13 protein-coding genes are annotated in these 12272 nt (G+C 42.5%); 12 read left to right on the top strand and 1 reads right to left on the bottom strand.

The window, feature by feature from the left end:
- Window positions 1-27: 27 nt before the first annotated feature.
- The gene (locus K2225_RS00700) at window positions 28-996 is read right to left on the bottom strand and encodes an asparaginase (RefSeq protein WP_220583058.1); all 969 of its coding nucleotides are present in this window, start codon (window positions 994-996) and stop codon (window positions 28-30) included.
- Window positions 997-1087: 91 nt separating this feature from the next.
- On the opposite strand from K2225_RS00700, the gene prsW reads away from it, so the two are divergent.
- From prsW to der, 12 genes are all read left to right on the top strand, one after another.
- Complete coding sequence (prsW, locus tag K2225_RS00705; RefSeq protein WP_220583059.1) at window positions 1088-1747, top strand: glutamic-type intramembrane protease PrsW; 660 nt, start codon at window positions 1088-1090, stop codon at window positions 1745-1747.
- A 294-nt stretch (window positions 1748-2041) separates the two neighbouring features.
- Complete coding sequence (gene sleB, locus K2225_RS00710; protein ID WP_220583060.1) at window positions 2042-2905, top strand: spore cortex-lytic enzyme; 864 nt, start codon at window positions 2042-2044, stop codon at window positions 2903-2905.
- A gap of 11 nt (window positions 2906-2916) precedes the next feature.
- Window positions 2917-4257 carry a germination protein YpeB gene (gene ypeB, locus K2225_RS00715; RefSeq protein WP_220583061.1) on the top strand — a complete coding sequence of 447 codons (1341 nt, stop codon included), beginning with the start codon at window positions 2917-2919 and terminating at the stop codon, window positions 4255-4257.
- A 108-nt stretch (window positions 4258-4365) separates the two neighbouring features.
- The gene (locus K2225_RS00720; RefSeq protein WP_220583062.1) at window positions 4366-5028 is read left to right on the top strand and encodes a flagellar brake protein; all 663 of its coding nucleotides are present in this window, start codon (window positions 4366-4368) and stop codon (window positions 5026-5028) included.
- 122 nt (window positions 5029-5150) lie between these two features.
- Window positions 5151-5837 (top strand): (d)CMP kinase, encoded by a 687-nt coding sequence (gene cmk / locus K2225_RS00725; RefSeq protein WP_220583063.1) that lies wholly within the window; start codon window positions 5151-5153, stop codon window positions 5835-5837.
- Window positions 5834-6415 (top strand): lysophospholipid acyltransferase family protein, encoded by a 582-nt coding sequence (locus K2225_RS00730; protein ID WP_220583064.1) that lies wholly within the window; start codon window positions 5834-5836, stop codon window positions 6413-6415. Before cmk ends, K2225_RS00730 begins: the two co-directional genes overlap by 4 nt.
- Before the next feature lie 103 nt (window positions 6416-6518).
- Window positions 6519-7661, top strand: a complete 1143-nt coding sequence (gene rpsA, locus K2225_RS00735; protein ID WP_089652592.1) for a 30S ribosomal protein S1 — start codon at window positions 6519-6521, stop codon at window positions 7659-7661.
- A 72-nt stretch (window positions 7662-7733) separates the two neighbouring features.
- Window positions 7734-8756: a type 2 isopentenyl-diphosphate Delta-isomerase gene (gene fni / locus K2225_RS00740; protein WP_220583065.1), complete on the top strand. Its 1023-nt coding sequence runs from the start codon at window positions 7734-7736 to the stop codon at window positions 8754-8756.
- Between the two features lie 355 nt (window positions 8757-9111).
- On the top strand, window positions 9112-9705 hold the full coding sequence (locus K2225_RS00745; RefSeq protein WP_220583066.1) for a YphA family membrane protein: 594 nt from the start codon (window positions 9112-9114) through the stop codon (window positions 9703-9705).
- Window positions 9702-10586, top strand: coding sequence for a YIEGIA family protein (locus K2225_RS00750; protein WP_220583067.1), 885 nt, complete (start codon window positions 9702-9704; stop codon window positions 10584-10586). Before K2225_RS00745 ends, K2225_RS00750 begins: the two co-directional genes overlap by 4 nt.
- Complete coding sequence (locus K2225_RS00755) at window positions 10583-10768, top strand: capping complex subunit for YIEGIA (protein WP_206945209.1); 186 nt, start codon at window positions 10583-10585, stop codon at window positions 10766-10768. Before K2225_RS00750 ends, K2225_RS00755 begins: the two co-directional genes overlap by 4 nt.
- Window positions 10769-10945: 177 nt before the next feature.
- Complete coding sequence (gene der, locus K2225_RS00760; RefSeq protein WP_220583068.1) at window positions 10946-12256, top strand: ribosome biogenesis GTPase Der; 1311 nt, start codon at window positions 10946-10948, stop codon at window positions 12254-12256.
- Window positions 12257-12272: the final 16 nt, after the last annotated feature.

Below are 12272 nucleotides of genomic sequence, written 5' to 3' on the forward strand. Positions count from 1 at the left end.
TTTCATATCCTATTTTCATCGAACTCTTCAGCTGAACATATGTTCCAATTCGGTCATATTTGTGGTCATTTCAAGTGCGACCATCAGTTTAATGCGAGCTTTTGGTCCAGTAAGACCGTTGGCAAAGATGATTCCCATTTCCTTCAGTTGACGCCCGCCGCCTGGATAACCGTATGTATCCTGAACAATGCCTTGATAACAGCGAGAGACTAAGACAATGGGGATGCCATCCTCGAGGGTGCGTTTTAAAGCATCTACCGTTTCTGGTGGGAGGTTTCCTTGCCCTAAAGCCTCAATAACAAGACCATCCACATGGCTTTTGCGAACGGCGTCGATCAAGGTCCCATCCATGCCTGCGTAAGCTTTAACAAGGGCCACTTGCTTGCCTATGTCCTGTATCGGGTAGGAATCACGGCGCGTCATTTTGTGATGGAAGAACACTTCCGATTTTGTAGTAATTCCAATCGGCCCATATTGAGGACTTTGGAACGTCGCTACATTACTCGTACTCGTTTTAGTCACGTTCTTAGCTGTATGAATTTCATCGTTCATGACAACAAGTACACCTTTGTCCTGCGCCTCATCACAATTGGCTACCCTGATCGCACTTAATAAGTTATATAACCCATCTGACCCGATTTCATTACTTGACCGCATAGCACCGGTGACGACGACGGGTTTTCTCGTCTGCAAAAACAAATCCAGAAAATAAGCGGTCTCTTCTAATGTATCAGTACCATGAGTGATGACAATGCCGTCATAACTTTTTCTGGACATTTTCTCATGGATGGACCGGCCCAGTTTCAACATATGGTCGGGCCGGATATGTGGAGAAGGGAGGTAAAACAAAATCTCATCTTCAATGACCGTGTTCCCTTTAAGCATGGTTGAGATCTCATCCAGAGGGTGCTTGGATGAAGTGTTCACTTCACCTGTTTCTTTGTTTTCCTTCATAGATATTGTGCCACCCGTGTGAATGACTAGTATTCGCTTCATATTTACACCATCTTCCATTCAAATGTTCCTTTTCTCATACCTTCATGATACGATGAAACGTAGGTGAATGAAAGAGAGAGGGTTGAGAAACATGGCCATATTGACTGCCGCTATATCTCCTGCCGTGGCCATCATGACATTTATATACTTAAGTAAACGGATCGAATTAGAGCCCCTTCCTCTGATTATCCGTATGTTTATCATAGGCGTAATCATGGTTTTTCCTATCATGTTCATTCAATATGCTTTTGAAACTGAAAACGTATTTCATTCCTCATTCTTGAAATCCTTTTTCCTCGTTGGATTACTTGAAGAATTCTTTAAATGGTTCTTTTTGTTATTCGTGGCCTATCGCCACTCTGATTTTGATCATCATTATGATGGAATTATATACGGGGTGGCTGTCAGTTTAGGATTTGCAACGATTGAGAACATTATTTATATCTTCCAAAACGGAATTGAAATCGCCATATTACGTGCTGTTTTTCCAGTTTCATCCCACGCCCTTTTTGGTATTATCATGGGGTTTTATATGGGGAAAGCAAAGTTCAGAACGAACCGGTCGAACTGGTGCTTAGCGTTAGGGCTGTCGATCCCCGTAGGATTGCACGTCATTTATGATTATATTATTACCGTAAAAGAAATGACATGGATGTATTGGATTACACCTTTTATGATCATCTTATGGCTGATCGGTCTTCGTAAAATCAAAATAGCAAATCAGCATCATGAAAAATTATTAAAACCATGAAGAACAGCAACCGAGCTGTTCTTTTTTTATTTGAAAGTATGATCCTTTGCAGATTCTGACACAAATGAATGTTTAAACAATAGGGTCCAAACCCGCCACTGACACTAAACTTAGCAACGAACTCCGAAAACATCTTAAAACGGAGTCTTCCATACTCGGGAGTTTATATAGAAGTTACGGATGATCATGTGCCTTTCATAGTTGTTTAGTGTAGAAATGAAAATATGCATAATCTTTTGGTTCTGTTAAAAACTACCCTTATAACAAAACTTTTGGGTCAGGGGTGGATATTGGATGGTATGGAAGAAGACGATGGTCGTTTTTTTGGGTCTAGCCTTGTTGCTTTTCCCTTTATCAGAGTTGACCTATGTCAAATCTGTCCTAGGTTTCTCAAATCAGGTCATTCAGCAAGGGGCCACGGGTGATGATGTTATTGAACTTCAATCCAGGCTGCAGTACTTAGGTTTTTACAATGGAGAAATTGATGGAGTTTTTGGATGGGGAACCTACTGGGCTGTCCGTAATTTCCAGTACGAATTCGGCCTGGAGATCGATGGACTTGTAGGGCAGGAAGTGAAAAATAAGCTCAACAAAGCAAGTAACTATGATGAGGGTTACGTGAAAGAACAAATCAGAAAAGGAAATGACTTCACACATTATGGAGGCACTCCTAAATCACAACAAACCAAACAAGGAAATCAACAGCAGCAAAATCAGCAAAGTCAGCAAAATCAGCAACAACAACAAAACCAGCAGCAACAACAGCCGGAGGAACCTACAGCCGTCAATGTTCCAAGTGGTTATTCACAAAATGATATTCAATTGATGGCGAATGCTGTCTACGGTGAAGCGCGCGGTGAGCCTTATGTAGGTCAAGTGGCAGTAGCAGCTGTTATCTTAAACAGAATTAAGAGTGCTTCATTTCCTAATAATGCTTCTGGTGTCATTTTTGAACCACGTGCATTTACAGCTGTAGCTGATGGTCAAATTTGGCTTGAGCCGAATGATCAAGCGAAAGAAGCAGTTATGGATGCGATTAATGGTTGGGACCCTTCTGGTCAGGCTCTTTACTATTTCAATCCGGCCACAGCTACCTCGGACTGGATCTGGTCCAGACCGCAAATCAAGCAAATCGGTAAACATATTTTCTGTAAATAGGAGGTGGGCGTATGGGTAAATGGATCGCCATCATATTACTAAGTATAACTACGGTCGGTGCAGGTATTTGGGGCTATAAAGAAAATCAGGACAAAAATGCTGTCTTGATCCAGGCTGAAAACAGTTATCAAAGGGCATTTCATGAACTGACTTACAATGTCGATCTTCTCCATGACAAAATCGGTTCAAGCTTAGCGATGAACTCCCGAGACCGGTTATCACCCCAACTCGCTGAAATATGGAAGATTTCTTCTGATGCAAGTTCAGATGTAGGCCAACTGCCTCTGACGCTTCTCCCTTTTAATAAAACGGAAGAATTCTTACACGACATCGGTGAGTTTACTTATCGGACAGCTGTGCGAGACCTGGAAAAGAAACCCCTCAGTGAAGAGGAGATTCAAATGCTGGAAGATCTTCACAAAAAGTCGGGTGAAATTGAAGGGGAACTTAGAAAAGTACAAAATGTCGTCATGAAGGATAATCTAAGGTGGATGGACGTTGAACTTGCGTTAGCTACCAATGATGAGGTCGGAGATAATACCATCGTCAACGGTTTCAAGACAGTAGAAAAATCCGTGGATGGATTTGAAGGATCCGTGACTCAAACCAGTCTTGGTTCCTCCGGCCCGGAGAAAAGCTTCCGACACCTTGAAGGTGATAAAATTGATAAAAAGCAAGCGACGAAAATCGCCAGTCAATGGCTGGAGAAAGTATCCACGGATAAGCTCACAGTCACAAAATCAGGGAAAGGCGCCGATGTACCTATGTACACCGCTTCTTTCCAAAACGGCGATAAGAATGGATACATCGACTTGACGGAAAAAGGTGGACATCCTTTGACCATTATGATTAGCCGAAAAGTGGGAGAGCCGAAGATTTCACTTTACGAAGCTTCTGAAAAGGCGAAAGAGTATGCCAAAGGTTTGGAAATATCAAATCTAGAGCTCGTGGAAAGCAATCAATACGACAATATGGGTGTGTTTCGTTTTCTTTACACTCAAAATGATGTCAGGTTTTTCCCTGATTCCGTTGTGGTAAAAGTAGCGCTTGATAATGGCGAAGTACTGGGAATGAGTGCGCGTGAGTATTATAATTTCCATAGTGAGCGAGAACTGAATGAACCTGAAATTTCACTGGAAGAAGCAAGAGGAAAAGTAAACCCGAATGTTGAGATTCAGGAGAATCACCTTTCTGTGATTGAAAATGATATCAACGAACAAGTCCTTTGCTATGAATTTCTTGCTACGATGGAAAATACGACCTATCGCATTTTCATAAATGCCACCAATGGACAAGAAGAAAAAGTAGAAACGTTGAAAAAAGCAGAGATGAAATTTAATCAGGAAGTCTAAAAAAGAACCCTCTTAAGAGGGTTCTTTTTCTCTGTCTTTAGACCTATTATCTTCCTTTTTCAAATGAGACATGAGATAATAGAATCATGTTCATAGAGGAGGAGCATGATGGAGAATCTAAAGGTGGGGACACCTCTGACACTAGAGTTAAAAAAGCCAGAGGTGGATGAAGTCGATCATTACAAGTGCAAATTGGTGGATTTTGAAGGTAGTAATATTTACATTGATTATCCAGTACATACCAAAACTGGCCGGACTGGCTTTTTTTTGAATGGGACACAATTCCAAGCAAGTTTCGTCGGTCAAGACCAATCCGTTTATTGGTTTAAAACCGAGGTGATGGTAAGGGAGAAAAGGAATATCCCTGTGATCGGATTATTTTTTCCAGGGTTAGAAGAGTTACATAGGGTCCAAAGACGCAAATATGTCCGCGTTGAAGCCTCTGTAGATGCAGCGGTAGAAAGGAATTCTGGTTCTTTCCCTACCATAACGAATGATATCAGCGGCGGAGGCGTGATGTTGAAACAATCGCCTTTTGAAAAACTGACAGAAGAGGAAGAGATCGGCTTAACTCTTGTCCTGCCTATGAATACAGGAGAAACCCATTATGTCTTTGCGGAGGGTCAAGTGATCCGCGTCATTCCTGCAAAAGATTCTCAACCTGAAAGGGTTTCTGTGGAATTTATAGATATTCATGAAAAGGATAGGCAAATGATCATAAAATATTGTTTTGAACGACAAATGCAGTCAAGAATGAGAACACGTAATTAAAATAGATTTTCATCACAGATTTGTGTTATTCTTGACTGTGATCATTAAGCAAAAATTTTAGAGGAAACGCGCTGTGCCAGTGCGTTTTCTCTTTGATAAGACAGATGGAGGATACGAATCGTATGAACACTATGACAATTGCCATTGACGGCCCAGCGGCAGCCGGAAAAAGTACTGTAGCAAAAAAAGTCGCAGAAAAACTCTCTTTTATTTATGTGGATACAGGGGCTATGTATCGAGCTCTGACCTGGAAGGCTCTAAAACAAGGCGTTTCCCTTGAAGATGAGGCTGGTCTTTCTCATCTTCTGAGTCAATCAGATTTGAACCTTGTTCAAAGTGACGCTGGACAAAGGGTCATCCTCGACCAGCGCGATGTATCAGAGGAAATCAGAACAGCGGAGGTAACCAATCAAGTTTCAATCGTGGCTAAACACAAAAATGTACGCGAAGAAATGGTGCAGAGACAACAGGAACTCGTCAAGGACAAAGGTGTTGTCATGGATGGCCGTGATATTGGAACCCATGTGCTTCCAGACGCGGAAGTGAAGATCTTTATGATTGCTTCCGTGGAAGAAAGAGCAGAGAGGCGCCATAAAGAAAACCTGGAGAAGGGTTACCCTTCCGATTTGAATCAATTGAAAGAAGAAATCCGAAAGCGTGATGAAATTGACTCCAATCGAGAAATTGCTCCTTTAGTAAAAGCAGAGGATGCGGTCGAGATCGATACAACATCCATGAATATTGACGAAGTAGTCAGTGAAATTCTAAATATTGTAAAAGAGAATTGGGAGAAAGGAGAGCAGGGATGAATTTATACAAAATAGGGAAAGCCTTGTGCAGCATCATCTTATATCCGATGTACAGAATAAAAATTGTCGGAAAAAAGAACATACCTGCAGAAGGTCCAGTCATTATATGCTCCAACCATATCTCTAATCTGGACCCGCCCGTTGTAGGTATAACGAGCAGTCGCAATATTTACTTCCTTGCGAAAGAAGAGTTGTTTAAAAACCCAGTCATCGGGGGTATATTGAAAAAAGTCCATGCTTTTCCGATCAAACGTGGCATGAGGGATAGGAACGCCTTGAGAAAAGGGCTGGATATATTGAAGGATGGCCATGCTCTTGGGCTGTTCCCTGAAGGGACGAGGCAGAAAAGTGGCGAAATCGGCAAAGGCCTTGCCGGTGCTGGATTCTTTGCGTTGAGATCCGAAGCTGCCATCGTTCCTTGCGCGATCATCGGTCCATATCAAAAGTTCAAGAAACTGAAAGTGGTATATGGGGAACCGATTGATATGACGGAATATCGTGAACAGAAGGCTTCTGCCCAGGTTGTTACCGATCGGATCATGGAAGAAATCAGACAATTGCATAAAATTCACCAATGATGAGGCGTAATCACTTGACAAAATGCTCTAAATATTAGAAGTTAGACAAAAGGGCATTTCTGTATTATTAGGTTGTGTCGGAATTTGAAGGAGGTAGCTTGGTATGGATGAAATGAATCAAGAAGTATCTGGAATGAAAGAATTCTCTGCAGGGGACATCGTGACTGGTAAAGTCGTGAAGATTGAAGAAAAACAGGTCCTCGTAGATGTTGGATATAAAGTCGAAGGTATTGTACCTATCAGTGAATTATCCAGCCTTCATGTAGAAAAAGCTTCAGATGCAGTGAGCGAAGGAGACGAGCTTACTCTGCAAGTCAAGAAAGTGGAAGATGATGAAATCGTACTTTCTAAGCGTGCCGTTGATGCAGATCAGGCATGGGAAGATTTAGAAGCTAAGTTCGAAAGCGGAGAAATCTTTGAAGCTGAAGTTAAAGATGTTGTAAAAGGTGGGCTTGTCGTAGACATCGGCCTGCGTGGATTCATTCCAGCTTCTTTGGTTGAAACGTATTACGTTGAAGATTTTGAAGACTACAAAGGAAAAACACTTTCCCTTAAAGTCGTGGAATTGGATCGTGAGCAAAATCGTGTAATCCTTTCCCACCGTGCAGTCGTTGAACAAGAAGAATCAGCGAAAAAGCATGAAGTGCTACAATCCCTGGAAGAAGGACAAGTCATCGAGGGTACTGTACAACGTTTGACAGACTTTGGTGCTTTTGTAAACCTTGGAGGTATTGACGGACTTGTACATATCTCCCAGCTATCCCATCAGCATGTGGAAAAAGCATCGGATGTTGTAGAAGAAGGCCAGGAAGTTAAAGTCAAAGTGCTTTCCGTCGATCGTGACAATGAAAGAATTTCTCTGTCACTGAAAGCTACGCAGCCAGGACCATGGCATGACATCACTTCAAAAGTGAACCCTGGTGAAACTCTTGAAGGGACTGTCCGCCGTCTCGTAAGTTTCGGGGCTTTCGTTGAAGTGTTCCCGGGAGTGGAAGGTCTTGTCCACATTTCTCAAATTTCCAACCGCCACATCGGTACACCTGATGAAGTGCTAGAAGAAGGACAAACGGTTGAAGTGAAAGTTCTGGATGTTGACGAAGACGCTAAACGTCTTTCATTAAGCATGAAAGAGTTGGAGCGTGACGAAACTCGTGCTGAAATTCAACAGTATGAAAAAGAAGATGACAATTCCGGTTTCTCTTTAAGTGATATGATCGGGGACAAACTCGACAAATATAAAAAATAAGCTCTAGAACGATGAAAAACTGGTCACTGAATCGGAATCGTTCGAAAGAGTTGAAAAGAAGTAGGGATGGATATGAGTAGATCTGAAAGGAAGATTGACCATATCCGCCATGCTATCAGTCACGAACGGGAGATTCATAATCATTTTGATGATATCGAGATTGTTCATCAAAGTCTAGCCCGTCTCAATTTCGAGGATATACAGATGAATATACAAGTAGGGGAACTTTATTTAAGTTCCCCTCTTTTTGTTAATGCGATGACTGGCGGTGGCGGAGAAGAGACTATGGCAATTAATCGTAATTTGGCAATAGCTGCCAAAGAGACTGGTATTGGAATGGCTGTCGGTTCTCAAATGTCAGCCTTGAAAAATGCCGAAGAACGAAAGACTTATGAAATCGTACGAGAAATGAATCCTGAAGGAATCATCTTTGCCAATGTTGGAAGTGAAGCTACTTTAGAACAGGCAAAAGAAGCGGTTCGTATGCTCCATGCTGATGCGCTGCAAATTCATATCAACACCCTTCAGGAAATGATTATGCCTGAAGGGGATCGTGATTTTTCCCAACGGATGCATAGAATCCAAGACATGATTGATCATGCTGATGTTCCAGTTATTGTGAAAGAAGTGGGCTATGGAATGTCTAAAGAAACCGCTGATACACTTTATCAAATGGGAATTCGCCACCTTGACGTAGGAGGAAGAGGGGGGACGAATTTCTCTAAAGTGGAAAACATGAGGCGTGAGCGTGCATTCACTTCGTTTAACAATTGGGGCATCCCCACTCCGGTTTCTGTGCTTGAAGCTTCTATGAACAATGATTTGCATGTTTTTGCATCAGGGGGTGTACGCAACGGCCTTGATGGGGCAAAAGCCATGGTACTCGGTGCAAAGGGTTTCGGTATGGCGGGATCACTACTAAAGGTACTAGTCAATGTGGGAAGAGAAGCGTTGGTCGAAGAAATCCATCATGTTCTGCATGAATTCAAAATAGCTATGATGCTTCAAAACGCTGTCCAGCCTAGAGAATTAAATGGAAAAGCACACGTTATGTTAGGTTATACGAAACAATGGTATGACCAAAGGATGATTTAAGTCTATGACCAGCTGGTCATAGGCTTTTTTATGTAGAATTCCCTACTATACTCATCAAGCACTTCTTCAGGGATCTTTGGGACGTGCTCTATCCTCTCTATCGGTAAGCTTCCCATCATTGAACCCCACCCACACCTCAAACGTCACGTAACCGAGTCTCTCACAGTCGGGACGTTTCCTGGACCCTTTTTCCGGAGACCATAAACTTCCACAAAAGTCTCGGAATTAAGCCTCACGCAATCCTTCTATTTTCTTCGTCACAACCGCTAGTTAACAGACTATTTCTTTTTATAAGATGTTTAAAGCTTTCCTGAACCACACATAATAAATGGTGAAGCTTGGGAGGTGTGGGGTCTTGGAGGCAACGTTTTATTGGTTTGCTTGGTCATTAACGGTTATAGCCGTCTTTTTTATTCAACGTAGGAGATTGAAACGCGATTTATTATTGGTATTGGGTGTTTTTATGTGTACATATGATTGGCTTTCTTGGAGCCCGAATGGACAATTTTATTTTCACATTGGTATCCTCCTCGTTTTCGGAACTTATCTTTTTATATCGATCAGAAGGTCAATGTTTGATTATTTTTGGCCTTTCATTTTTAGCGTGGGTTACGCAGCGGTTTGGATGTTTCTTATTGTCCATCCAGTGTGGGTGAAGTTCCCTGGAGTTTCTCTGTTTCTCCTTGTGATTGTGGGTCTCCTTCGGATGTTTGTTAAGGATGTAAGCGGCCAGATGGGGCTGTGGGTGTTAGCAAACGCCGGGGGCACCCTGTTCGCTTTCCTTATCTTCGCCCTTTATCAAAAGGAAGGGCTGATTGATACACATGCGATGCTCTCTCTTTCGATAAAAGGGATGTTTGTGCTGCTTTTTTTCCACGGGGTGGATCAATTGAAGAGATCGATACGTAAAAAAAGAAAATCCATATCAAAAGGAGCTGCTTTTGTGTGAATGAATACACCTATCCAATTATATTAGGAATCCTTGTCGGTACAGCTCTTCGCGTCTTCATGCTGCGTACGGATTACAGGCAGTATCCGACTTATCTTCACGGGAAAATCATCCACTTATCTTTAGGGTTTATTGCCGCGGCGCTTGGAACGATCGCCATCCCCTCTATTATGGAAAAAGAATTCACCGCTGTCACGTTCCTGACGTTAGCGGCTTCCCAATTTCGGGAAGTACGCAATATGGAAAGGAACACATTGACGGAAATGGACTCCTATGAACTTGTCCCGCGAGGCAATACGTATATTGAAGGGATAGCTGTCGCTTTTGAGAGCAGGAATTACCTCGTCATTTTTACTTCTTTCGTAGTCACCCTCTGTTATTTAGCGCTCAATGTTTGGGTCGCTTTAGGGGCAGCTGTCGTATGCTTTCTTCTCTCAAGGGTGTTAATGAGCGGTTCGAAGCTTTCGGATATCGTAACAGTAGAAGAGAAAACCATTTCTTTCGACGGAGCTGGTTTATATGTCGATAACATTTATATTATGAACATCGGTTTACCTGAGCGCCAGGAAGAGATTTTAAAATATGGAATGGGCTTCGTATTAACTCCTAAGGAATTCAGCGTCCGTTCTACGATTGCAAACCTCGGGCAACGGCAGGCCATCCTGCATGATGTATCCGTCACCCTGGGAGTTTTCAGGGATTCCGGCACGCCTGCTCTTGTGCCATTGATCAAGAGAGATTTGAATGATGGAAGGATTGGAGTGTTTATTCTTCCTCAAGAAAAGGATTCAAAACGAGCGAAAGAGATTATTGAACACGTACCTGTACTGGAAAACGCAATTCAAATGCCTTCGAGAAAGGGTAGGAGGAATCATTCATGAAAATGGAGAAGGCCATATTGGCGGCCGTGACTACGGAGGATGATCGGGTCCATGGCAGTGCAGCTGTGTTTAAATGCGACACGAAGGAAGAGATGGAAGCTGTTGCGGCAAACCTAGAAGCCATTTTAGATGGAATCGCTCATGCATTAAGCGATCAACTATATATTATTGTCAAGCATTGAGAAAGAATTGTTTCTTTTTCTAAAGTTTGCTAAGATAATAAAGTTAATGGCTTCCTGCTGTTCTTCGGAAGATGGGCTGTTAAACCATCGCCCGGGGGAGAGCAGTATTTTTTTGCTTTTCACTACTGAGGAAACATGGAATAATGAAAATAGAAATAAAGAAAGGATGATCCTTTCATGAGAAAATCAGTAATTGCTATTGTAGGACGACCGAATGTTGGGAAATCAACCATATTCAACCGACTGGTCGGAGAAAGAATCTCCATTGTAGAAGATACGCCCGGTGTCACTAGAGACCGGATTTATGCAGAAGCCGAATGGCTGACCACCCGTTTTAATGTCATTGATACCGGTGGAATTGAACTTGGGGACGAGCCGTTGCTCGTACAGATGAGAGCCCAGGCCCAAGTAGCGATTGATGAAGCGGATGTTATTGTTTTCATGGTGAACGGCCGTGATGGAATTACAGGGGCTGACGAAGAAGTTGCCAAACTTCTATTTAAATCGAATAAACCGGTAGTCCTTGCGGTGAACAAGGTAGATAATCCTGAAATGAGAGAAAACATTTATGAATTTTACTCTCTTGGTTTCGGAGAACCTTTCCCGATCTCGGGTACGCACGGGCTTGGACTTGGAGATATGCTTGATGAAGTAGTCAAACACTTCCCTGAAAAAATTCAGGAAGAGATCGATGATGATACCATTCGTTTCAGCTTAATTGGCCGACCGAATGTAGGGAAATCGTCGCTCGTTAACAGTCTCCTCGGTCAGGAGCGCGTCATTGTCAGTGATATCGCTGGTACGACAAGGGATGCTATCGATACTCCGTTTTCAAAAGATGAACGGGATTATGTAATCATCGATACAGCTGGCATGAGAAAACGAGGCAAAGTTTATGAAACGACTGAAAAATACAGCATCATGAGAGCACTGAAGGCGATTGAGCGTTCTGATGTTGTCCTGACGTTAATTGATGCAGATGCAGGCATTCATGAACAGGACAAAAAGATCGCTGGCTATGCCCATGAAGCCGGAAAAGCTGTTATTATCGTCGTCAACAAATGGGATACCGTAGAGAAAGAAGAAAAGACGATGAAAGAGTTTGAAGACAAGGTGCGGGATCAATTCCGTTTCCTCGACTACGCTCCGATTGTCTTTTTATCTGCCAAAACAAAAAAACGGATCCATACATTGATTCCTAAAGTTCTGGAAGCAAGTGAGAACCATGCGAAGCGTGTGCAGACGAATTTGCTGAACGAAGTGATCATGGACGCCCTTGCTATGAATCCTTCTCCATCCATCAAGGGGCAAAAGCTGAAGATCTTTTATGCCACTCAGGTATCTGTCAAACCGCCAAGTTTCGTCGTATTCGTTAATGAACCTGAATTGATGCACTTCACCTATGAGCGATTCTTGGAAAATAGGATCCGCGAAGCTTTTGGTTTTGAAGGAACGCCAATCAAGATCTTTGCAAGAAAACGTAGCTGATTCATTCAGGAAGGGA

Origin of the sequence: Halobacillus sp. Nhm2S1, from assembly GCF_019599545.1 — a bacterium.
Lineage (GTDB): Bacteria > Bacillota > Bacilli > Bacillales > Halobacillaceae > Halobacillus.

Coding starts and splice junctions, on each gene's coding strand:
- K2225_RS00700 (WP_220583058.1), bottom strand. CDS start 996: ATGAAGCGAATACTAGTCATTCACACGGGTGGCACAATATCTATGAAG.
- prsW (WP_220583059.1), top strand. CDS start 1,088: ATGGCCATATTGACTGCCGCTATATCTCCTGCCGTGGCCATCATGACA.
- sleB (WP_220583060.1), top strand. CDS start 2,042: ATGGTATGGAAGAAGACGATGGTCGTTTTTTTGGGTCTAGCCTTGTTG.
- ypeB (WP_220583061.1), top strand. CDS start 2,917: ATGGGTAAATGGATCGCCATCATATTACTAAGTATAACTACGGTCGGT.
- K2225_RS00720 (WP_220583062.1), top strand. CDS start 4,366: ATGGAGAATCTAAAGGTGGGGACACCTCTGACACTAGAGTTAAAAAAG.
- cmk (WP_220583063.1), top strand. CDS start 5,151: ATGAACACTATGACAATTGCCATTGACGGCCCAGCGGCAGCCGGAAAA.
- K2225_RS00730 (WP_220583064.1), top strand. CDS start 5,834: ATGAATTTATACAAAATAGGGAAAGCCTTGTGCAGCATCATCTTATAT.
- rpsA (WP_089652592.1), top strand. CDS start 6,519: ATGGATGAAATGAATCAAGAAGTATCTGGAATGAAAGAATTCTCTGCA.
- fni (WP_220583065.1), top strand. CDS start 7,734: ATGAGTAGATCTGAAAGGAAGATTGACCATATCCGCCATGCTATCAGT.
- K2225_RS00755 (WP_206945209.1), top strand. CDS start 10,583: ATGAAAATGGAGAAGGCCATATTGGCGGCCGTGACTACGGAGGATGAT.
- der (WP_220583068.1), top strand. CDS start 10,946: ATGAGAAAATCAGTAATTGCTATTGTAGGACGACCGAATGTTGGGAAA.